The 20,656-nt window shown below is 58.8% G+C and carries 24 protein-coding genes, 1 tRNA gene and 1 pseudogene; 12 read left to right on the plus strand and 14 right to left on the minus strand.

Features of this window, described 5'->3' with window-relative positions:
• Positions 1 to 27 precede the first annotated feature (27 nt).
• Positions 28 to 1,068 carry an aspartate carbamoyltransferase catalytic subunit gene (locus tag SIB73_RS14530; protein WP_413404018.1) on the plus strand — a complete coding sequence of 347 codons (1,041 nt, stop codon included), beginning with the start codon at positions 28 to 30 and terminating at the stop codon, positions 1,066 to 1,068.
• Here SIB73_RS14530 and SIB73_RS14535 read toward each other — a convergent pair.
• The 6 genes from SIB73_RS14535 to SIB73_RS14560 all read right to left on the minus strand — a co-directional run bounded on the left by SIB73_RS14535 (position 1,017) and on the right by SIB73_RS14560 (position 3,846).
• Positions 1,017 to 2,522, minus strand: a complete 1,506-nt coding sequence (locus SIB73_RS14535; RefSeq protein ID WP_413404016.1) for an NAD(P)/FAD-dependent oxidoreductase — start codon at positions 2,520 to 2,522, stop codon at positions 1,017 to 1,019. The two genes, SIB73_RS14530 and SIB73_RS14535, sit on opposite strands and share 52 nt — an antisense overlap.
• A 78-nt stretch (positions 2,523 to 2,600) precedes the next feature.
• Positions 2,601 to 2,942 carry a DUF565 domain-containing protein gene (locus tag SIB73_RS14540; protein WP_413406114.1) on the minus strand — a complete coding sequence of 114 codons (342 nt, stop codon included), beginning with the start codon at positions 2,940 to 2,942 and terminating at the stop codon, positions 2,601 to 2,603.
• A 225-nt stretch (positions 2,943 to 3,167) separates the two neighbouring features.
• On the minus strand, positions 3,168 to 3,368 hold the full coding sequence (locus SIB73_RS14545) for a hypothetical protein (protein WP_006042295.1): 201 nt from the start codon (positions 3,366 to 3,368) through the stop codon (positions 3,168 to 3,170).
• A 66-nt stretch (positions 3,369 to 3,434) separates the two neighbouring features.
• Positions 3,435 to 3,587, minus strand: a complete 153-nt coding sequence (locus SIB73_RS14550) for a hypothetical protein (RefSeq protein WP_413404014.1) — start codon at positions 3,585 to 3,587, stop codon at positions 3,435 to 3,437.
• 3 nt (positions 3,588 to 3,590) lie between these two features.
• Positions 3,591 to 3,767, minus strand: a complete 177-nt coding sequence (locus tag SIB73_RS14555; protein ID WP_413439647.1) for a PCP reductase family protein — start codon at positions 3,765 to 3,767, stop codon at positions 3,591 to 3,593.
• A gap of 6 nt (positions 3,768 to 3,773) precedes the next feature.
• A tRNA-Ala gene (locus SIB73_RS14560) sits at positions 3,774 to 3,846 on the minus strand.
• Between the two features lie 71 nt (positions 3,847 to 3,917).
• On the opposite strand from SIB73_RS14560, the gene SIB73_RS14565 reads away from it, so the two are divergent.
• The 8 genes from SIB73_RS14565 to SIB73_RS14600 all read left to right on the plus strand — a co-directional run bounded on the left by SIB73_RS14565 (position 3,918) and on the right by SIB73_RS14600 (position 11,137).
• Entirely contained in the window at positions 3,918 to 4,121 is a 204-nt protein-coding gene (locus SIB73_RS14565; protein ID WP_186492778.1) for a DUF2555 domain-containing protein, read from the plus strand.
• Between the two features lie 4 nt (positions 4,122 to 4,125).
• Positions 4,126 to 5,415, plus strand: a complete 1,290-nt coding sequence (gene coaBC / locus SIB73_RS14570; protein WP_413404012.1) for a bifunctional phosphopantothenoylcysteine decarboxylase/phosphopantothenate--cysteine ligase CoaBC — start codon at positions 4,126 to 4,128, stop codon at positions 5,413 to 5,415.
• Positions 5,412 to 5,759, plus strand: a complete 348-nt coding sequence (locus SIB73_RS14575) for a hypothetical protein (protein WP_413439648.1) — start codon at positions 5,412 to 5,414, stop codon at positions 5,757 to 5,759. Before coaBC ends, SIB73_RS14575 begins: the two co-directional genes overlap by 4 nt.
• Before the next feature lie 62 nt (positions 5,760 to 5,821).
• The gene (psbO, locus tag SIB73_RS14580; protein WP_413406110.1) at positions 5,822 to 6,643 is read left to right on the plus strand and encodes a photosystem II manganese-stabilizing polypeptide; all 822 of its coding nucleotides are present in this window, start codon (positions 5,822 to 5,824) and stop codon (positions 6,641 to 6,643) included.
• 120 nt (positions 6,644 to 6,763) lie between these two features.
• The gene (sat, locus tag SIB73_RS14585) at positions 6,764 to 7,930 is read left to right on the plus strand and encodes a sulfate adenylyltransferase (RefSeq protein ID WP_413404008.1); all 1,167 of its coding nucleotides are present in this window, start codon (positions 6,764 to 6,766) and stop codon (positions 7,928 to 7,930) included.
• Between the two features lie 46 nt (positions 7,931 to 7,976).
• Entirely contained in the window at positions 7,977 to 9,830 is a 1,854-nt protein-coding gene (ftsH3, locus tag SIB73_RS14590) for an ATP-dependent zinc metalloprotease FtsH3 (RefSeq protein WP_413404006.1), read from the plus strand.
• Positions 9,831 to 9,843: 13 nt separating this feature from the next.
• Entirely contained in the window at positions 9,844 to 10,458 is a 615-nt protein-coding gene (locus SIB73_RS14595; RefSeq protein WP_413404004.1) for a bifunctional 4-hydroxy-2-oxoglutarate aldolase/2-dehydro-3-deoxy-phosphogluconate aldolase, read from the plus strand.
• Positions 10,459 to 10,510: 52 nt separating this feature from the next.
• Positions 10,511 to 11,137 (plus strand): hypothetical protein, encoded by a 627-nt coding sequence (locus SIB73_RS14600; RefSeq protein WP_413404002.1) that lies wholly within the window; start codon positions 10,511 to 10,513, stop codon positions 11,135 to 11,137.
• A 16-nt stretch (positions 11,138 to 11,153) separates the two neighbouring features.
• Here SIB73_RS14600 and aroC read toward each other — a convergent pair whose 3' ends face one another.
• The 4 genes from aroC to SIB73_RS14620 are packed head-to-tail and all read right to left on the minus strand — an operon-like array spanning position 11,154 to position 14,483.
• Entirely contained in the window at positions 11,154 to 12,242 is a 1,089-nt protein-coding gene (gene aroC / locus SIB73_RS14605) for a chorismate synthase (protein WP_413404000.1), read from the minus strand.
• A 34-nt stretch (positions 12,243 to 12,276) separates the two neighbouring features.
• Positions 12,277 to 12,780 (minus strand): cupin domain-containing protein, encoded by a 504-nt coding sequence (locus SIB73_RS14610; RefSeq protein WP_413403998.1) that lies wholly within the window; start codon positions 12,778 to 12,780, stop codon positions 12,277 to 12,279.
• Positions 12,780 to 13,637 carry an SAM-dependent methyltransferase gene (locus SIB73_RS14615; protein WP_413403996.1) on the minus strand — a complete coding sequence of 286 codons (858 nt, stop codon included), beginning with the start codon at positions 13,635 to 13,637 and terminating at the stop codon, positions 12,780 to 12,782. Before SIB73_RS14615 ends, SIB73_RS14610 begins: the two co-directional genes overlap by 1 nt.
• Positions 13,638 to 13,640: 3 nt before the next feature.
• The gene (locus SIB73_RS14620) at positions 13,641 to 14,483 is read right to left on the minus strand and encodes a class I SAM-dependent methyltransferase (protein ID WP_413403994.1); all 843 of its coding nucleotides are present in this window, start codon (positions 14,481 to 14,483) and stop codon (positions 13,641 to 13,643) included.
• Positions 14,484 to 14,724: 241 nt separating this feature from the next.
• On the opposite strand from SIB73_RS14620, the gene SIB73_RS14625 reads away from it, so the two are divergent.
• Genes SIB73_RS14625 through SIB73_RS14635 form a run of 3 tightly spaced genes read left to right on the plus strand, consistent with a single transcriptional unit; the run spans position 14,725 to position 17,749 of the window.
• Positions 14,725 to 15,882, plus strand: coding sequence for a quaternary amine ABC transporter ATP-binding protein (locus tag SIB73_RS14625; RefSeq protein WP_413403992.1), 1,158 nt, complete (start codon positions 14,725 to 14,727; stop codon positions 15,880 to 15,882).
• A complete protein-coding gene (locus tag SIB73_RS14630; protein WP_413403990.1) occupies positions 15,876 to 16,772 on the plus strand; it encodes an ABC transporter permease in 897 nt (298 codons plus the stop codon). The genes SIB73_RS14625 and SIB73_RS14630 overlap by 7 nt, the downstream gene beginning before the upstream one ends.
• The gene (locus tag SIB73_RS14635) at positions 16,769 to 17,749 is read left to right on the plus strand and encodes a glycine betaine ABC transporter substrate-binding protein (RefSeq protein ID WP_413403988.1); all 981 of its coding nucleotides are present in this window, start codon (positions 16,769 to 16,771) and stop codon (positions 17,747 to 17,749) included. Before SIB73_RS14630 ends, SIB73_RS14635 begins: the two co-directional genes overlap by 4 nt.
• Here the strand turns inward: SIB73_RS14635 and SIB73_RS14640 are convergent, their stop codons facing one another.
• The 4 genes and pseudogenes from SIB73_RS14640 to psbA all read right to left on the minus strand — a co-directional run bounded on the left by SIB73_RS14640 (position 17,750) and on the right by psbA (position 20,579).
• Positions 17,750 to 18,397, minus strand: coding sequence for a YHS domain-containing protein (locus SIB73_RS14640; protein ID WP_413403986.1), 648 nt, complete (start codon positions 18,395 to 18,397; stop codon positions 17,750 to 17,752). It abuts the gene before it with no gap.
• Positions 18,397 to 19,098, minus strand: a pseudogene (locus SIB73_RS14645) (permease); the annotation flags it as partial. The pseudogene SIB73_RS14645 and the gene SIB73_RS14640, both read right to left, overlap by 1 nt.
• Positions 19,099 to 19,110: 12 nt before the next feature.
• Positions 19,111 to 19,320: a hypothetical protein gene (locus tag SIB73_RS14650; protein ID WP_413403984.1), complete on the minus strand. Its 210-nt coding sequence runs from the start codon at positions 19,318 to 19,320 to the stop codon at positions 19,111 to 19,113.
• A 179-nt stretch (positions 19,321 to 19,499) separates the two neighbouring features.
• Positions 19,500 to 20,579, minus strand: coding sequence for a photosystem II q(b) protein (gene psbA / locus SIB73_RS14655; RefSeq protein ID WP_007100687.1), 1,080 nt, complete (start codon positions 20,577 to 20,579; stop codon positions 19,500 to 19,502).
• Positions 20,580 to 20,656 lie beyond the last annotated feature (77 nt).

Consider the following 20,656-nt stretch of genomic DNA (forward strand, 5'->3'; position numbering starts at 1 on the left):
GATCCAGCCAGGTGAGCTGACGTTCAGTTGAGCACCTGGACACACCGACACATCCTTGATCTCGCGGCCTTTTCCAGGGAAGACTTCGCGACTGTTCTCGAGTTGGCCCATCGGTTCCGGTCGATGCCGGCCACCGGAGCCCGTCGTCTGCCGGCATTGCAGGGCCGCTTGGTGGCCACCCTGTTTTTCGAGCCCAGCACACGTACGCGCAGCAGTTTTGAGCTGGCTGCCAAGCGTCTCTCGGCAGACGTCTCCAGTTTTTCGCCCTCCAGCAGTTCGCTCAGCAAGGGGGAGTCGCTGTTGGATACAGCCCGCACTTACGTGGCCATGGGAGCCGACATGCTGGTGGTGCGTCACCGCTGTACCGGTGTGCCGAGGCAGCTGGCGGAAGCACTGGAGCACACCGGTGATCGCACGGTGATCCTCAACGCCGGTGATGGCCTGCACAGCCATCCCAGCCAGGGACTGCTCGATCTCTACACCCTGGCCCATCACTTCGATTCCGCTCATCCTGTGCCGGAGGCTTTGCAGGGCCGGCGTGTCGTGATCGTGGGTGACATCCTGCACTCACGTGTGGCCCGCTCCAATCTCTGGGCCCTGACGGCCTGCGGCGCAGATGTTGTGCTGTGTGGTCCGCCCACGCTGGTTCCGGATGCTTTCGCCGACTTTCTGGCGGAGCCCCCTCCGGGCCAGAGCGTGGATCCTGTGGCTCAGCGCGGCTCTCTGACCATCTGCCGTGATCTTGATGCTGCGCTCAAGGGAGCTGATGCTGTCATGACCCTTCGCCTGCAGAAGGAACGCATGCGTCAGCACCTGCTCAGCGCCCTGGACCGCTACCACCGTGATTACGGTCTCAGCCATGAGCGTCTGGCTCGGTGTGGAGCCTCGATTCCCGTGCTGCACCCCGGTCCGGTGAACCGGGGGATTGAAATGAGTGGAGAACTGCTCGACGACCTGAGTGCCAACCTGGTGGAGAGTCAGGTGAGCAATGGCATTCCGATCAGGATGGCCCTGCTTTATTTGATGGCAGCGGCTGAATCCTCTGTGGACTCACCTGCCCTGGGTTGAGGTGCCAGACCGGAAACCTGGTTGGAGTAGTAGTCCATCGCTGCCCGCAGAGCGGCCCCAGGCGCTGAAATGGATGGGCCCAATCCGGGAGCCATCGGAAATGCTGCATCTGGTGAATCCAGGCCCATGTGCTGACTTGGCATGCCCGTCAGCAACATCGAGGCTCTGGCCTGTGACACCACCGCAAAGATCCACTTCAGCAGCAGCGAGAAGCGGTTCTCCTCATTGGGCATGAAGGCGAGGTGGGCAGCAGCCCACAGCAGCCAGCCAGGGCCCCCCTTGAACTTGAATCCACGCAGGTCCGCGACGGCGTCGACGCGATCCAGCACCGCCATGCTGCCGAAATCGAACCAGCTGAAATTCGGACGCGACCCGCCTGAGACGATTGCGGCGATGTCCTTGCCCACGAACCCCCCGGCCTGAGTGGCAGGTCCCGCCATGCCAGGCAGCTGGTTGCCATCGCGGGTGTGCTTGTAGCAGCAGAGGTCACCAACCACCCGGATCTCGGGGTGCCCCTTCATCGAGAAGTCAGGCTCCACAACAACCCGACCGGCTCGGTCCGTTTCGCAGCCGACGGCATCGGCGAGTTTGCGCCCCAGATGAGAGGGCCGCACCCCTGCAGTCCAGATCACAGTCGCCGCTTGCAGTAAGCTTTCACCATCTGGGGTGCCAACAATTACTTCGCCAGGTTGCATGCTCTGCACACGCCCCTTGAACAGGAACTCCACTCCAAGAGCCGACAGGGATTTCTGAGCTGCCTCCGACAGTTCTTCAGGCATCGCTCTGAGCACGCGGTCGCCGGGGTCGACCAGAATGATCTTCGTGTCTTCCAGATTCAGCTGGCGGAATTCCTTGCGCATGGCATTGCGCATCAGTTCTGAGGCGGCTCCGGCCATTTCGCAGCCTGAGGGACCGCCTCCCACAATCACCACGGTCTGCAGGAAGCGACGTGCCTCAGGGTCAGGGGTCTGCTCAGCCTGCTCCATGGCCATCAGTAGACGTCGCCGAATCTCCTCGGCGTGCTCCAGGATTTTCATCGGTGGCGCAAAGGTCCGCCACTCTTCATGGCCGAAGAAGGTGCTGCCGGATCCTGTGGCCAGCACAAGATGGTCATAGCCGTAAGCCTTGCCGCTGAAAATGATCTGCTTGTCTGCCGGCTTGATCTCCGTCACTTCCCCAAGCAGCACCTGCACATTGCTCTGGCGTCCAACCAGCTGTCTCAGTGGAGTCGCCACATCACCACTGGAAACAAGACCTGTTGCAACCTGATAGAGCAGTGGCTGGAACAGATTGAAGTTGCGCTTGTCGATCAAGGTGATGCGCACATCCGCCCTGGCCAGCGCCTTGCAGGCACGAACACCCGCGAATCCGCCTCCCACAATCACGACATGGGGAGCGTCACGCAGCCGCTCTTCGGGTGGATCCAGCTCGAGGAAGTAATGCTCTCCAGCCATGGATACAAGGTTGACGCTCTGGAATCAGCGTATGAATGCTGAAAGGTTTTGTCCGCGGTTTGAACAACGCGATGCTGGTCAGAGCAATTTGAATCCCTCGAGCAACAACCCATAAAGCAGCCCAATCCGAGCCATGTCGAGCAACTGTCGGCCCAGGTGACGTCCTTGATCATTGGCCCAGTGCCTTCTCATCCGAACCATCACTTCGATCAGCCCCACGCTGAGCATCGCAGCCACGGGATCCATCAGGTTGAGAGCACCGGAAACAGCCGCAACGCCGTTTCCGATCATGAAACTCCCTGTAAGGGCGATCAGCAGAAGTGATGCACGTCTCCATGGATTGGTTGCCCACAGGTCCAGCCTGTTTGCGGCTTCACCGATCGTTCTCTGCAGACGAGTTGTTTGTAGACGCGCTGTCACCGTTACAAACTCTCCAAAGAGAGGCAGGGAAACCAACCGATGATCCCCATCACCCGGCCCAAACCCTGCCAGACAATGTATACACCATTTGTGGGGTGATTGCCTCTATTAACCGCTACATGTTGAGGCTTTTGATGCAAAAAGCCTGAAAGTGTTCGATTCAGGATTGCTTACATCCGTAAGAAAGCCTGAACAGCGCCGCTTGGCAAGTCCAAGGTTTCAGAATCAGTCTGATTCTGCCTTCGCTTTGCGAGAGCTTTTGCCTTCGAGAAGTTCAAGTAGAGCTTCCATTTGTGCCATCACGCCGCGCACTTCACCGGCTTCCGGAAGCAGACCGTCTTCCATGACGCCTTGATGCATTTCCCGCAGTTCCTGGCGGATGTAGCGCAGATGGCTCACCACCTGTTCCCGTTTCGACTGAGACATCAACCATGGCTTTCTCAGCCTCTCTTTTACCTCATGGCCTGAATGAAACGCTTCGAACTGCGTTAATCAGCGGCGGGAAAGGCCACCGGCCAGAAGAATCAGGCCGTAGGTCAAAAGAGCTGAAGGTCTCACGAGCACTGACAGGCAGGTCGTGATGCTGAGCGCGATGAGCAGCGAAAGCCTGATTGCGCGCCGATAGCCAAGGGTGGACCTCGTCATGGTTCAGCGTTTTGCAAACTTCGCCCTGGCCTCGGCGTAAAACGTTGAATCGATGCAGTCAAGCTGGCACTCCTCAGCCATTGATTCGATTCTGCGGCGAACTGCCGGTCGCACAAAAAAGGGAACTTCCTTGAGCGACTTCTCAGCTTCAGCACTCCAGTTCAACCTTGTTCTTGTCAATCCTGATGGAGAATAGGGGATTCGAACCCCTGACCTCTGCGGTGCGATCGCAGCGCTCTACCAGCTGAGCTAATCCCCCGGACTGGGCAACTTAGCTCCTGTTTTCCAAAGCATTCGAAGGCAAAATAAACATCAGCGCTTCGTGCCTGCATGCTGATTACTCCGGAGCGACTGGCTTCTTTTGATGAGGCATCGGTGGCAATGCTGGCGCGCCGTCTGGAGTACGACGACTACCCAACCCCGTTTGAAGGCCTCAGTGACTGGCACTTGTTACGAGCTCTCGCCATTCATCGACCCGAACTCACTGCTCCATACGCTCATCTGATCGATCAGGAACCCTTCGACGAGGACTGAGCCGATGCAGGGGCTGCTGAAGGGACAACGTGTGCTTGTGGCTGCTTCGGGAAGCATCGCGGCTGTCAAGACTCCGCTGCTGGTCAGTGCTCTCGTTCAGGCTGGAGCTCAGGTTCGCTGTGTCATCACCGCAAGTGCTGCCCGTTTGGTGAGTCCGGTCGCGCTGGCGACGCTCAGTCGTCACCCCTGCTTCCAGGACAAGGACCAGTGGGACCCCGGGCGACCGCGACCGCTGCATATCGAGCTTGCTGAATGGGCGGATCTCCTTGTTGTGGCTCCTCTGAGTGCAACATCACTCTCCCGGTGGGTTCAGGGTGATGGCGACGGACTGCTGGCCAGTCTGCTGCTGGCTTGTGAGTGCCCGGTTGTGGCGGCTCCAGCCATGAACACAGCAATGTGGAGACATTCAGCGGTGCAGCGCAACTGGCGGCGTCTGTTGGACGATCCCCGCGTGCTACCTCTTGCTCCTGAGGGCGGTCTGCTCGCCTGTGATCGTCTCGGCACCGGACGCATGGCAGATCCCGTGAGGATTGAGCTGGCTGCGGCAAGTGCCCTCTTGCAAGCCGATGCCGAGGGCCTGCTCAAGTCCGACTGGCGTGGAAGACATGTGCTGGTCAGTGCTGGACCGACCTTGGAATCTTTGGACAGCGTCAGGGTCTTTTCCAATCGCAGCAGCGGCCGCATGGGTGTATTGCTTGCTCAGGCCGCTCATCTGAGAGGTGCCACCGTTGACCTGGTGCATGGCCCGCTGCAGGTTTCTCCGTCCTGGTTGGAAGGCCTGGATTGCCATGCAGTGGTTGGGAGTGCCGCCATGGACGATCTGCTTCGACAACTGCAGCCGAAAGCGGATGCAGTGCTGATGTGCGCTGCTGTTGCTGATTTGCGTCGGACAAGTGCTGCTGATGTTGAGAAGTTGCCGAAAGACAAGCTGGTTGAGTCGATTGAGGGTGGCTGGGAACTCGTGCCGGACCTGCTCCAGGGCCTTGTCAGGAGGCGGCCTGCGGGGCAGACGGTGCTGGGTTTCGCTGCCCTGACAGGAACCGATGAGCAACTGCTTGAACATGGTCGCCGCAAGCTTCAGAGCAAGGGATGCGATCTGTTGATGGTCAATCCTGTCGACCGTCCAGGACAGGGTCTCGACAGCGATCAGAACTCAGGCTGGCTGCTGGGTCCCGGGCATCGCCATCAAATCTGTCCACTCGAAAGCAAGCTCGTGTTGTCTCACCGGTTGCTCGATCGATTGCTTGAGCTCCAACAGTCTTCTGAACACGCCTCCGGTCAGAAAGACGCTTGATTCTGGATTCAAAACAGGGCAGCCATCACGGCGATCAAGCAGCCATATCGGCCGGATCCAGTTCCGGCCGATCGATCAACGTGCTCGGTTACAGGCCCAGGGATGCTGGCCAGTTGGCCTTTGTTTCGTTGCTTCCAGGTGTGCGAACAGCCGTAGATGTTGTCCGGGCTCGCTCCTGGACATCAACGTCCTGTGAATGTCTTGGTGGCTGGCTGTCAGGTCGCACAACAGCCTCTGCAGCAGCGGTGACAGCTTGCTCGGAGTGGTTTCGATGCCGTCTCGATGCCTGGAGAACGCTTCACGTTGTTGAGACGTGCGAAACGCTGCCCGGAACGGTCGTTTGACACCTGTAGGATCCGCCTGTCCGGTGGACATCGTCAACAGCCGGCGTTTCGGCTTTTCCTCCATGCGCATCCGTCCTCTGCTGGCCCTTGTGCTGGCTTTCTGTCTGACCTTCGTCACTGCCTGCAGCGGGGGTGCTGAGGCTGTTGACCGTTCCAACATCACGTACGACGACATCCGTAACACCGGCAAGGCGAACGATTGCCCAACGCTTCCCGAATCCGCCCGTGGTTCCATCCCGCTCACTCCTGGCAATGATTACCAGCTGAGAGCTATCTGCATGCATCCCAGTCAGGTCTTCATCAAAGGTGAGCCTGCCAACAAGCGTCAGGAAGCTCAGTTTGTTGAGGGCAAGATCCTCACCCGCTACACCTCAAGCCTTGATCAGGTGTATGGAGATCTCGCTGTTGATGAAAACGGTCTCACGTTCAAAGAGGAGGGCGGCATCGACTTCCAGCCCATCACCGTTCTGGTTCCAGGTGGAGAGGAATTCCCATTCACGTTCTCCAGCAAAAACCTCCAGGCCGAAGCTGAAGGTGCCGCCATCACCACCAGCACTGATTTCGAGGGTGAATACCGGACTCCCAGCTACCGCACAAGCAATTTCATTGACCCCAAAGGTCGTGCTCTGACCACCGGTGTGGACTACCCACAGGGTCTGATCGGTCTCGGCGGTGACTATCAGAAGCTCGATAAGGAAAACAAAAAGCGCTACATCGACGGTCAGGGTGTGATGAGTCTTTCAATTACACGTGTCGACCCCGAGACCGGTGAATTTGCGGGAGTGTTCTCTGCAATCCAGCCTTCCGACTCTGATATGGGAGGCCGAGAAGTTGTCGACGTCAAGATCACCGGGGAGCTTTACGGGCAGCTCGAGGAATCCTGATTCACTCGAACGATTCATTGATTGAAAGGGGCTGAGGCCCCTTTTTTTGTGCGTGATCGTGGCTGAATCCACGGCCTGCTGTCTGGGATAATCGCGTTCCCCAACGCTCCCCGGCTTTTCATGTCTGCCAGCACTTCGTCATCTCAGGCCGGCGTCATCGCCCCCTACGGCGGCACTCTCGTGGACCTGATGGCTCCTGAAGCTGAGAAGGCTGCCCTGAAGGCCTCTGCCACCACCCGTATCGAATGCTCCGATCGCAATGCCTGTGACGTGGAGCTGCTTGTGGTGGGAGGCTTTTCCCCGGAGAGGGGCTTCATGCACCAGGCCGATTACGACGCGGTGGTGGCAGGGCACCGAACCACCTCTGGATATCTGTTCGGCCTGCCGATTGTGATGGACACCGATCGTGAGGACATCACTGTCGGAGAAAAGGTTCTTCTCACCTACAAGGGCCAGGAGCTTGCGGTGCTCACCGTGGAGGACAAATGGGAACCTGACAAGGTCACCGAAGCCAAGGGGTGCTACGGCACCACGTCGCTGGAACATCCGGCGGTGCGCATGATCGCCACTGAGCGCCGTCGCTTCTATCTGGGGGGCTTGATTCAGGGCCTGGAACTGCCCTCCCGCGTGTTCCCCTGCAAGACTCCAGCTGAGGTCCGGGCTGGCCTGCCCGAAGGCGAAGACGTCGTGGCCTTCCAGTGCCGCAATCCCATTCACAGAGCCCACTACGAGCTGTTCACAAGAGCACTGCATGCCAGCAATGTCAGTGAAAACGCTGTGGTGCTGGTCCACCCCACCTGTGGTCCAACGCAGCAGGATGACATTCCCGGCGCAGTGCGATTCCAGACCTACGAGCGACTGGCCGCCGAAGTCGATAACTCCAGGATCCGCTGGGCCTACCTCCCCTATGCCATGCACATGGCTGGTCCGCGGGAGGCGTTGCAGCACATGATCATTCGCCGTAACTACGGATGCACCCACTTCATCATCGGTCGCGATATGGCCGGCTGTAAGTCATCCCTGAGCGGTGATGACTTCTATGGCCCCTATGACGCTCAGAACTTTGCCAAGGAGTGCGCGCCCGAGCTCACAATGGAGACGGTGCCGTCTCTCAACCTCGTTTTCACCGAAGAGGAGGGTTACGTCACAGCGGAACATGCCGAGGCCAGAGGGCTGCACGTGAAGAAACTCAGCGGGACTCAGTTCCGCAAGATGCTGCGCAGCGGTGAAGAGATCCCTGAGTGGTTCGCCTTCAAGAGCGTTGTTGATGTGCTCCGGTCCGCCTGAGCTCTCAGCTTCCTATTAACATTCCTTCATCAGAGGCGAAAGACCCTTGAACAAACGTTGGCGGAACATCGGCCTTGGCGCCCTCCTAGTGCTAGCAATCGTCGTGATTGCACCAGCTTTCTTCGGTGGTGCCGGCGGTCCTCAGCCGGAGGCACGCTCCCTCCGCTACAGCGATTTTGTTGAACGGGTTCAGGAAGACCAGGTCAGCAGAGTGCTTCTTTCCCCCGATCGAGGCACCGCCCAGGTCGTCGAGACCGATGGAAGACGCGCCGAAGTGAACCTTGCTCCCGACAAGGATCTTCTGAAGCTGCTGACTGATCACAACGTTGATATCGCTGTCCAGCCTTCGCGTCAGCCAGGTGCCTGGCAGCAGGCTGCGTCGAGTCTGATCTTCCCCTTGTTGCTGCTGGGAGGGTTGTTCTTCCTCTTCCGACGTGCTCAGTCCGGTGGTGGTGGCGGCAATCCCGCCATGAATTTCGGGAAGAGCAAGGCCCGTGTGCAAATGGAGCCTTCCACGCAAATCACCTTCGGCGATGTTGCAGGGATTGAAGGCGCCAAGCTCGAACTCACCGAGGTGGTCGACTTCCTCAAAAACCCTGACCGATTCACCGCTGTTGGGGCGAAGATTCCGAAGGGTGTGCTGTTAGTTGGGCCTCCCGGTACCGGCAAAACTCTGCTGGCAAAGGCTGTGGCTGGAGAAGCTAACGTCCCTTTCTTTTCGATCTCCGGCTCGGAGTTCGTCGAGATGTTTGTCGGAGTCGGCGCAAGCAGGGTCCGTGATCTGTTCGAGCAGGCCAAGAAAAACGCGCCCTGCATCGTTTTCATCGACGAGATTGATGCGGTCGGTCGTCAGCGCGGAGCCGGCATGGGCGGTGGAAATGATGAGCGCGAGCAGACACTCAATCAGCTGCTCACTGAGATGGATGGTTTTGAGGGAAACACCGGCATCATCATTGTTGCTGCCACCAACCGTCCGGATGTCCTCGATTCAGCGCTGATGCGTCCTGGTCGTTTTGATCGCCAGGTCACGGTGGACCGTCCCGACTATGCAGGTCGACTGCAGATTCTCGGGGTGCATGCCCGTGGAAAGACATTGTCCAAAGACGTCGATCTCGACAAGGTCGCGCGACGTACCCCCGGTTACACGGGTGCAGACCTCTCCAACCTGTTGAACGAGGCGGCCATTCTCGCGGCCCGTCGTGATCTGAGTGAAGTCAGCAACGATGAAATCAGCGATGCCATTGAGCGTGTCATGGCCGGTCCTGAGAAGAAGGACAGCGTGATGAGTGATCGACGCAAGCGTCTTGTTGCCTATCACGAAGCCGGACATGCGCTTGTCGGTGCACTGATGCCCGATTACGACCCTGTTCAGAAGATTTCAATCATTCCGCGTGGAAACGCCGGAGGACTGACCTTCTTCACACCCAGTGAAGAGCGTATGGAGTCAGGCCTCTATTCCCGCACTTACCTCCAGAATCAGATGGCCGTTGCGCTAGGGGGGCGTGTCGCCGAAGAGATCGTCTACGGAGAAGATGAAGTCACCACCGGTGCTTCCAACGACCTTCAGCAGGTCGCTTCAACTGCGAGACAGATGATCACCCGGTTCGGTATGAGTGACAAGCTTGGGCCAGTTGCTCTTGGCCGATCCCAGGGGGGCATGTTCCTTGGGCGTGACATCGCTGCTGAACGTGATTTCTCGGAAGACACCGCTGCCACCATCGACGAGGAAGTCTCCGATCTTGTGGCTCTGGCTTACAGACGTGCCACGAAGGTTCTTGTCGATAACCGTCCTGTGCTCGACGAACTCGCCGAAATGCTTGTGGATCAGGAAACAGTGGATGCTGAAGAATTCCAGGAGCTGCTGATCCGCAGCGATGTCCGTATTGCCGAATACGTCTGATTGTGAGGAGGGCTTGATCCGCTCATTGCGGATCCAGCCCTTGCTTGTTGTTCTGCGCCCAGACCTCGATGATCTGGATTCAGACTTTGCGACCACCCGTCTCTTTTGTCAGCTGGATCAGCTTGTCGAGGCGGGTGTTCAGCATGTAGAAATCGCCTGGATTGAACATCCTCGCTGGTGCGATCTTGTGATGGCAGCGAGGTCACGCCACCCACGTCTGTCTTTAGGAGCTGCATCGATCACGCAGCAGTCGGCTCTCCAGCAGGTGGCGGAGCTTGGTTTCAGCTATGCCATGTCGCCGCTGTTGCATGCGGAGTTACAGCAGAGAGCCGATCAGCTCGGCTTTTTGCTGGTGCCGGGTGTGATGACGCCCTCTGAAATTCGACAGGCCTGCGATCTGGGTTGCCGTTTGGTGAAGTTGTTTCCAGCAAGCGTGCTGGGTCGGCAGTTTTATCGCCAGATCGCTGCGCCGATGGGCAATCTCCCCTTCATGATTGCAGCTGGAGGTTTACGCGCCTGTGACCTCTGCCACTGGCTGGCAGCGGGATATGACGCCATTGCTCTCGGTCGCACTGTGTTCGAAAAGGATGGTTTTGATCCCTCCCTTGCCGCCTGGATCGACGCATGAGTGGTAGTGATGAGACCCATCTGCTACAGATAAGAGAGATGTTATGGGCACGATGTCTCAGCTATCCATCAAGTTGAGCGACAAAGCTGATGCTTTGATCGCTCAGTTGCAGAAAGAAATTTTCAATAGACGTCGCAAGAAGGTGACAGCAGCGGGCGTTGTTGAGACCCTCGTTGAGAGCGGTGCTCGCTCGCAGTCCGACAAGCGTTTCTCAACATCCTGGGTCAATCTGATTCAGGACATCGAAAAGGCCGCCAAGTTGGCCAATGCCCATGGCAGCAAACCGTCTTCGCTCAGCGATGAAGAATGGGTGATGGTGTTGAGCCATCGCAACCGTCAGTCCACAGGCAAGCCTGTTCACCAGTCCGCGGCCCGAAAGCCTGCAGCGAAAAAGCGTGCTGCAGTGAAGGCTTCAGCAGCCAAGTCTCCTGCAGCAAAAGCTTCGGTCGCCAAGGCTTCCGCGAAGAAAACTGCGTCTCGAAAGCCGGCTTCCTCCCGGGTTGCCAAAAAGACAACGACAACATCGGCATCGGTGAGTACCGCAAGCAAGCCGCGCGCGGCCCGTCGTGCCCGCAAAGCCACCAAGTCATCGGCATCTGGGTCCGTTGCCGGACGTATGGCCAAGGCCGCAGCTCAGCTGGGCGGCGGCAGCGGCATCACATCTCCGTCTCGCAGCTGAACCAAAACGTGCAGCCTCACCAGAGGCTGCACTGACCCTGCTGCCTGAGCAGGTGATCGGCCAGTACCAGATTCACCATTGCCTCCACCATCGGCACGGCCCTGGGCAGTACGCATGGGTCATGCCTGCCCTTTGCGGCGAGGGTGGTGGCCTGTCCTCGATCGTTGATTGTCTGCTGCTCTTTGCGGATCGTTGCAGTTGGCTTGAATGCCACCCGGATCACAATTGGCTCGCCGTTGCTGATGCCTCCCTGAATGCCGCCGGAATTGTTGGTGGCTGTGCGCAGGCGCCCCTCGTCACTCGGCAGAAAAGCATCGTTGTGCTCGCTCCCTTTCAGTCGTGTGCCGGCGAAACCTGAGCCGATTTCAAACCCTTTGGTGGCGGGAAGCGACATCACCGCCTTGGCCAGATCCGCTTCCAGCTTGTCGAAAACGGGCATCCCCAGACCAACAGGAGGCTTGCGCACAACGCATTCGATCAGACCTCCACAGGAGTCGCCGTCGCGGCCGATTTCCTCAATCCGTTTAATCATCCGATCGGCCATCGCAGCATCGGGACAGCGCACAATGTTGGCTTCCACCCCTTCTCGGTTCACTGCGTTGAGATCCACCGTGGCTTCGAGATCGTGGATGCGTCGCACCCAGGCCACCACCTCGGTGCCGTGGGTCTTGTTCAGCAACTGGCGGGCAACGGCACCAGCCGCCACACGGCCGATCGTTTCGCGGGCCGACGCCCTGCCTCCACCACTGCGGGCCTGAATCCCGTATTTCGCCTGATAGGTGGCATCGGCGTGGGAGGGGCGAAAAGCAACCTCCATTTCCTGGTAATCCTGGGGTCGCTGATCCTTGTTGCGAACCACCATGGCGATTGGTGTTCCCAGGGTCAGGCCATCCATCACTCCGCTCAGGATCTCCACCTGATCGGCTTCTTTGCGTGGTGTGGTGATTCTGCTCTGCCCTGGCTTGCGACGGTCCAGCTCGGCCTGGAGCGCAGCCAGGTCGAGCTCAAGACGTGGCGGGCAACCCTCCAGGACCACGCCGACTCCTCCGCCATGGGACTCTCCGAAGGTGCTGATGCGGAACAGGGTGCCGAAACTGCTGCCCAATGGAATGCCTTGTCTCGTTCGAGCGTAAGAGAGCTCAGATCAGCTCGCTCAGGGCTCCTGAGGGTTGTTCAGAAGTCGGCCTGTCTCTCAGCATCTCAAAGTCGGCGAAGTCGAAGCCTGGCCCCACACAGCAGCTCACCAGCGAGTACTGCCCTTCTGAACGTGCCGCCATCCAGTGGCCTGCAGGCACGACGTGAACAGGATGATGCATCGAAAGCACATGCTGAACGGCCTGACCTCCCCCCGGTTCAAGCGTCCACAGACTCAGTGGTGTTCCCTGCAGATGGGTCCAGACCTCATCGGCCTGATGAACCGCATGCCAGCGACTTCTGGACCCTGCGTCCAGCAGGTAGAGGATGCTCGTGATGGCTGCCCGATGCTGGCCATCGGCACGGGTGATCAGCGCTCCGCTCCGATACAGCTCGCGGAACCAGCCGCCCTCTGGGTGCGGCTCGAGGTTCCAGTCCTGGATCAGTTGATCCACAACCTCCATCGGGGAGTGGCTCGATGATGGGGACGTCTCTGAGATTGACTCCATCACTTCAGTGGTTTGCTGAAGCGCATTAAACCCCAGCTGAGTTTTCCTGCCTTGCCACCATCAACCCAATGGCCAAGCCCCGCGTCCATCCGCTCCAGATAATCGGGTGTGATGCTGCTTTCCAGATCCTTGCGCCGCCGCCGCAATTCCAGTCGGACCCTGCTGTAGTGCTCAATCAGCATCGGTGTGTGGTCATGCCATGCCGTACGCGTCAGACCTGCTTCACTTCCCCAGTGCTGATACCGCTCGGGCGATCCGAGATCCGCCAGGTGAATGCGATCGAGAATCGCCGTGAGCGAATCAGCATTGACCCCATCGGCTGCCATGGGGTCGGTCATCACCATCACACCGCCAGGTTTCAGCAAACGTGCTGCTTCCCGCATCACGGTCCGGCGGTCACCGGAGTGGAGAATCGCGTCCTGACTCCAGATCACATCGGCACAGCCATCGGGCAGCGGCACCGCCTCGAAGGATGCGTCGTGAACCCTGATTCGCTCAGAGAGACCAGCCTCTTGATTGAGAGCCCGATGTCGATTGTTCTCAACTGCTGAGATGTTGATGGCATCCACCCGTATCTCAGCTCTTCCGCAGAGTCGCCTGGCTGCTCCCCCGTAGCCTGATCCGAAGTCCACAACCCTCAACGGTGCAGATGCATCAGAGGAGTGAGGCTCCCCCATCAGTGCGATCAGCGCGTCGACAGTGCGACGGCTTGCGATTGCGATCGGCTCCTCGGCGCTCTCGTACAGGCCGATGTGAATGTCCTCGCCGCCCCAGATGCCTTCGTAAAAGCGATCGGCGTCATCACTGTCGTAGTAGTTCGCGGCAGTGCTGGCAGCGTCGGAGTAAGTGCTTGTCATCGCTCAGATCGCCGTCAGATCGGTGTCGAACAGATACTCCTTTTCAGCGACATGAACGTAGAAGTCGGGATCATCATGCCCACGTTGATAGTCGCCATAGCTGGTGATTCTCTGGAAGCCCACCTCCCGCATCAGACGCCGCACGTAGCCGTGGCGCAGCGGGAACATGTTCAGGTGATACGTGCTTCCATCACTGAAGGCGTAGCGGAAACGGGCCAGACCGTCGTCGACGTGTTCGGGACCAACCTCCACATCCTTGCCGCAGTAGACATTGCTCTTGCCGCTGGTGGAGGTCCCCTCCAGCAGACGGTCATAGTTGCGGTGATCGAGAATCAGGATTCCGTTGTGCTTCAACACGGCGTAATACTCCGCCAGCGCCTTGCGACGGTCGCGTTCGCGGAACAGATGGGTGAATGAGTTGCCCAGACAGATCACAGCGTCGTACTCGCCGTGGATGTCACGATTCAGGAAACGCCAGTCCGCGTGAACCGTGCGCATCAGCAGGTCCCGTTCCCGCGCGTTCTTGAAAGCACGGGCCAGCATGTTGGGGCTGCCATCCACACTCACCACGTCGAAGCCCTCGCGCAGAAGACGGATCGAATGGAAGCCTGTGCCTGTGGCCACATCCAGCACCGATCGGGCACCGTGCTCATGCAGTAACCGCACAAAGAAGTTCCCCTCGGCTTCTTCTCTGGCATCCCAGTCAATGAGTCGATCCCATCGGTCTGCAAATTGCTCGATGTACTCCTGTTGATAGTGGTCGGTTTCCCGGACGCGCTCTGGTCGCTGCCCGAAGCGTTGCTCATCCCCGGATTCAGCTGACGCTTGGCTTCTGAGTGTGGTCATGCCGGTCTGTTCCTCTACTGAGCGGGTCTACTGCGTTGGGCAGTGCGAAGGACAGCAGCGGCGCTGTCTGACAGCTCGTCACCGACCCTCTGAGCTGATTCGAAGTGGTGAACAGTGCTCAGTCCGCAACCTAATCACGCCGTTTACTGCTGTCAGCTAGGCGTAGCAGCATTCCTCCCGCTCAGCGTTGGTGCACGAGCGGTGAACAGCAGCCCAAGCCACTGCTATAAGCAGCTCAGGCTTGGGCGGAGGCTCTGAAGTGCACTCAGAGATCTCCATTGAGTCGGTCTGGAAGCTGTTCGGCGGATCTTCGCCGGAATGGATTGAGGAGCTCCGATCAGGTGGGGATGCTGATCAGCTGCATGCAAGTCGTGGAGTGCGTGCAGCTGTCCAGGATGTCTCCATGGAGATTCACTCCGGTGAGATCTTTGTTGTGATGGGGCTTTCCGGCTCTGGTAAGTCCACCCTCCTGCGGATGATCAATGGCCTGATCCCCCCCTGTGAGGGTGATGTCATTGTTCAGGGCCGGTCGCTCAATGCGATGTCGGTGCGGCAGTTGGCAGAGCTGAGGCGTCATCAGATGGCGATGGTCTTTCAGTCGTTTGCCCTTTTCCCCCATCGCAGCGTGCTCGACAATGCGGCCTTTGGACTCGAGGTCGCAGGGGTGTCCCGCAAGGCACGTCATGACCGTGCCATGCAGGCCCTTGAGCGTGTCGGGCTCAGCAGCGAAGCAAGAAAACGGCCACGTGAGCTGTCCGGTGGCATGCAACAGCGGGTAGGCCTGGCCAGGGCTCTGGCTCTCGACCCGCCGATCCTGCTGATGGATGAGGCCTTTTCCGCTCTGGATCCTCTAATTCGAAAGGATATGCAGAATCTTTTGCTGGAGCTGCAGGCGGAGCACCGACGCACCGTGGTGTTCATTTCCCATGATCTCGATGAGGCGATCAGGATCGGTGACCGCATCGCCCTGATGCATTCAGGACGGCTTCTTCAATGCGATACGGCTCAGAGGTTGCTCCACAATCCCGCCGATGATGCGGTCAAGCGCTTTTTCCGTGATGTTGATCTGGCTTCGGTCCTGACCGTGGACTCCATTGCCCAGCTTCCCCAGCAGCAACTGGTGTGTGAATTGGGTGAGCCCCTCCCTGAGCGCGGGGACACCACGATCTATGTGACTGATCATCAGCAGCGTCTGCGCGGACTGCTCCAGGCAGATCTCGGCTGGGTCGACGTGAGTGCCGTCAGAAGCTTGTCCATGGGTACATCCGTCAAGGATGCCATTGATGTTGTGGCAACCAGTTCCGATCCCGTTCCGGTGCTGGATGATCAACGACGGTTGCTGGGAGTGATCGGTCCGCGCCAGCTTCTGTTGTCGATGGAGGGAGGGGCTCAATGTTGATCCTCGCTGCAGCGCATCAAGCCGGTTGGCTCGGTCAGGGGATCGATCTGGCCGTTGCGTGGCTGCTGGCCAACGCCCAGGCACTGTTTGACGTGATCAAGGTGTCGGTGCTGGCCCTGGTCTCCATGACCGAAGGGCTGCTGGAGTGGCCGCCGGCCTGGCTGTTTGCCCTGATCACGGCGGCACTGGGTTTCTGGCGAGTCAACGGTGGGTTCGCGTTGTTCGTTCTGCTCGGATTCAATCTTGTGCTTTCCATGGCGCTGTGGAGCGAGATGATTGCCACCCTCTCGCTTGTGCTGACAGCATCCGGCCTGGCGCTGTTGATCGGTCTGCCGCTCGGCATCCTTTCGGCGCGTTCACGACTGGTCTGGCGTTTGGTGCGCCCTTGCCTTGATCTGATGCAGACGATGCCGGCTTTCGTCTATCTGATCCCGGCAGTGATGTTGTTCAGCACGGGTTCGGTTCCTTCAATCCTGGCAACGCTGATCTTCGCCATGCCGCCGGTGGTCCGGTTAACGCATCTGGGAATCGTTCAGGTTCCGGATGATCTCATCGAAGCCGGACGCTCCTTCGGTTGCAGCGATCGACAGTTGCTCTGGAAGGTGCAGATGCCCAATGCCATTCCCACCGTGATGACCGGTGTTAATCAGACGATCATGTTGTCTCTGTCAATGGTCGTGATCGCTTCGATGATCGGTGGCGGAGGTCTCGGTGATGTGGTGTTGCGCGGGATTCAGCAGCTTGATGTGGGAATGGGCTTTGAGGGCGGCATCGCCGTGGTGATCCTGGCTGTGATCCTCGACCGTCTCAGTCAGAGCTTTGCGGGGCATCGTGGATCGTTACTTCAGACGCGTCTGCGTGGCTGGATGGCCCTGTGGAGATCGGCATGAGCGGTCGAGAGCTTCAACGACGGGCATTTCTGCTTGGAGGCCTTGGAATTGCTGGGATGTCCTTCGCCAGCCTGGTCAAGCTCAGTGGGTCATCCTCCCCCGTGAGTTCTTCAGCCAAGCCGGGAGCGGCAGGCATGCAGACCTCACGCGGTTCGCTACCCAGCTCCGCATCCGCGAGACCCACACTGCGTCTGGGCTGGTCACCCTGGGCTGATGCCGAGGTGGTGAGCCTCATGGCTCAGAGGGTGATCCAGCAGGCCTACGACGTGAGTGTTGAGCGTGTTCTCGCCGACATCGGCATTCAGTACGCCTCAATTGCACGCGGTGATCTGGATCTGATGCTGATGGCCTGGTTGCCGTTGACCCACCGTGACTATTACCGGCGGGTGCGTGATCGGGTCGTCGACTTCGGCTCGATGTATTCAGGCCGTCTGGGGTGGGTGGTCCCCGATTACGTGCCTGCCTCGGAGCTCTCTGCGATTCCTGATTTACGCAATCCTTCCCTGGCGGCACGGTTCGACAACCGCGTGCAGGGGATTGATCCCGGTTCGGGTCTGAATCAGGCTTCGGCTGAAGCACTCAAGAGTTACGGCCTCAGTGATTTGGAGCTGGTGTCATCGAGCAGTGCTGCGATGACAGCCGTACTCGATCAGGCGATTCGTCAGCAGCGTTGGGTGATCGTCACCAGCTGGACTCCGCACTGGATGTTCGCCCGTTACAGGCTGCGATTCCTTCAGGACCCACAGCGTGTGTTCGGCGGTATCGAGTGGATTCATGCACTCGGTCGTCCCCAGCTGGATCTGGAGATGCAGGATGTTGCGGGCTTTCTCACCCGTTTTCATCTTCCCGATCAGGAGATGTCGGATCTGCTGCTGCAGGCCAATGATCAGACCGCTGAGGCTGCAGTGGATGACTACATCGCCTCGCATCCAGCACGGGTCCGTTACTGGGTCACTGGCGAGATTGCATCAGCCTGATCAGGCCCTGGAATCAAAAGTTTCGGCGCATCGGGTGCTGCAGAACCATGCATGCATCTGACCTTTCTGTCGATGTGGCGTGGAGGGTTTGATGTGGACCGTCATTTCGCAAATCGGATCTGTTGATTCCTTCACGTACTTCGCAGGCTCTTCATCGAAATGCTTTGCACAGCGTGTGCTGCAGAACAGAATCATCTCCTCGGCATGTTCACGCCGGCTGCCGGGTTTTTCAGGATTGACGTCCATTCCGCAGATGGGATCTCTGCCTGGATTTGAAACCTCACGGCAATTCTCCTGGCTGATCTCAGAGTGGCCCGTGGGCTGCTCGCCTTGCTGGTCGAAGTGCTCAGCACAATGATCCGAGCAGAACCAGAACTGCTCGCCATTGCGTTGTCGCGTGGCCGGAGCGTTGGCTTTTTCCACCTGCATTCCGCAGATCGGATCAAGTGCATATCCAGCTCCGCCTCCGAAGCGTTTCTTGTTGTGCGCCAGCCACCACGCCATCAACAGAACGCTCAGGGCGACGAGATTGAGCCATGTGGTGCTGTTCCAGCCGATTGAGAGGGTCTGACCAGCATTGATCCGCGTCTCAGGAATCAGTCCTGAGACGCGGAACAGCCCCTCAACGACCAGACCGCTGAATGACATCAACAGCCAAAGACCGAGCAGATGCGCAAAGCCAGCCGTGGTCCGTAGTACTTCCTGTAGATCAACAGCAGCGGCAGTGTGATCAGATCCGCAAAGATGAACGCAATCACGCCGCCGAAAGACACGCCACCCGTCCATAAAGCTGCAGCCATGGCAACGTTGCCGACCGAGCAGACGAAGCTGATGATGGCGATCAAGTGGGCAATCAAGGCGTTCTGGATCGATGTCCAGATCCCCTGGTTCTGCATGAACACAATCCGCCAGAGAGTGTCCGGCACCAGGGCGCTCAGCATGCCGGCGACGACAAAGCCGATCAGCAGCTCTTTGCGCAGCATGGTCAGATCGGCCAGTGCATAACTGGCGGCGTTGGCCCAGGTCGCTGGTGAGCGCAGCCTGCTTCCAAGACGCTCCGGTTTGGACGACCCAGCGTCCGCGCTATTGGCGAGGGCGCTCTCCCGAAGCCTCTCCTGGACAGGTCGAGTGAGGCGAACCGGGAACAGAAGGGTTCCCCACCACGCCAGCAGAATGATCATCAGTGGCCCCCCGATGAACTCTGCTGCGGCAAATGGCCAGCCCAGCAGCACAATCAGCACGAGTCCGAGTTCCAGCACCAGATTGGTGGAAGCCATCATGAACACCTGGGCCGTGATGAAGTCGGCACCTCTGGCGAACAGGTTTTTGCTCATGGCCGAGGCGGCGTAGGAGCAGGACGACTACACCATTCCCAGCCCGGAGGCGCGCAGAATCGCTCCCGGCTTGTGTGACCCCATCACGCGTTCCATGGCGTTGCGGCTCGCACAGGCCTGCACCAAGCCCGAGAGGCAGAAACCGAGCACCAGAGGCCACAGCGTTGCCCAGAACATGAGCCATCCGCTCCAGAGCGATTGGCCGATCAGCTGCGGGGCTATCTGGTTGATATCCATGACCGGCTCGATGGGTCTGATCTCTTGATAGGCACGTTTCTGTGTCCGCCCCACGTCCCCTCGTGGATCCACCTAAGGATTCATCGTTTCCGTGGTCGAATAAGAAACCATCAAAAAGCCCCCTCGTGAGAGGGGGCTTTCCGATTCAGCTAAAGCTGAATCTCTTGGAGACTTCAGCCTCAGCCGATGGCGGGAGCTTGCAGAGCCACAGGAGTGGACTCAGCAGCAGCCAGGTCGAGGGGGAAGTTGTGAGCGTTGCGCTCGTGCATGACTTCCATGCCGAGGTTGGCGCGGTTCAGCACATCAGCCCAGGTGTTCAGGACGCGGCCCTGACCATCAAGGATGGACTGGTTGAAGTTGAAACCGTTCAGGTTGAAGGCCATGGTTGACACGCCCAGGGCGGTGAACCAGATGCCGACAACGGGCCAGGCAGCCAGGAAGAAGTGCAGGCTGCGGCTGTTGTTGAACGATGCGTATTGGAAGATCAGGCGACCGAAGTAACCGTGGGCAGCCACGATGTTGTAGGTCTCTTCCTCTTGGCCGAACTTGTAGCCGTAGTTCTGGGACTCGCTCTCGGTGGTCTCGCGGACCAGGGAGGAGGTCACCAGTGAACCGTGCATGGCGGAGAACAGTGAACCACCGAAGACACCAGCCACACCAAGCATGTGGAAGGGGTGCATCAGGATGTTGTGCTCGGCCTGGAACACCAGCATGAAGTTGAAGGTGCCGGAGATGCCCAGGGGCATGCCGTCAGAGAAGGAACCCTGACCGAAGGGGTACACCAGGAACACGGCGGAGGCAGCAGCCACAGGTGCGCTGTAAGCAACGCAGATCCAGGGGCGCATGCCGAGGCGGTAGGAGAGTTCCCACTCGCGACCCATGTAGCAGAAGATGCCGATCAGGAAGTGGAAGACAACCAGCTGGTAAGGACCGCCGTTGTACAGCCACTCGTCGAGAGAGGCAGCTTCCCAGATGGGATAGAAGTGAAGGCCGATGGCGTTCGAGGAGGGCACAACAGCACCGGAGATGATGTTGTTGCCGTAGATCAGTGAACCGGCGACGGGCTCACGGATGCCGTCGATGTCGACGGGGGGTGCTGCGATGAACGCAACGATGAAGCAGGTGGTGGCAGCCAGCAGGGTGGGGATCATCAGCACACCGAACCAGCCCACATACAGGCGGTTGTTGGTGGAGGTGACCCACTCGCAGAAGGACTGCCAGCCATTGGCGCCGGAGCGCTGCTGAATGGTGGTGGTCATGAGAACGGGAAAGAATGTCTCCGAAGAGACGGTTACGGAAGGGCAGGAAGCCCTGCCAAGGACGATTGTAAAGCAAC

This window comes from Synechococcus sp. MIT S9509, assembly GCF_047303035.1.
In the GTDB taxonomy this organism is placed as follows: domain Bacteria; phylum Cyanobacteriota; class Cyanobacteriia; order PCC-6307; family Cyanobiaceae; genus Synechococcus_C.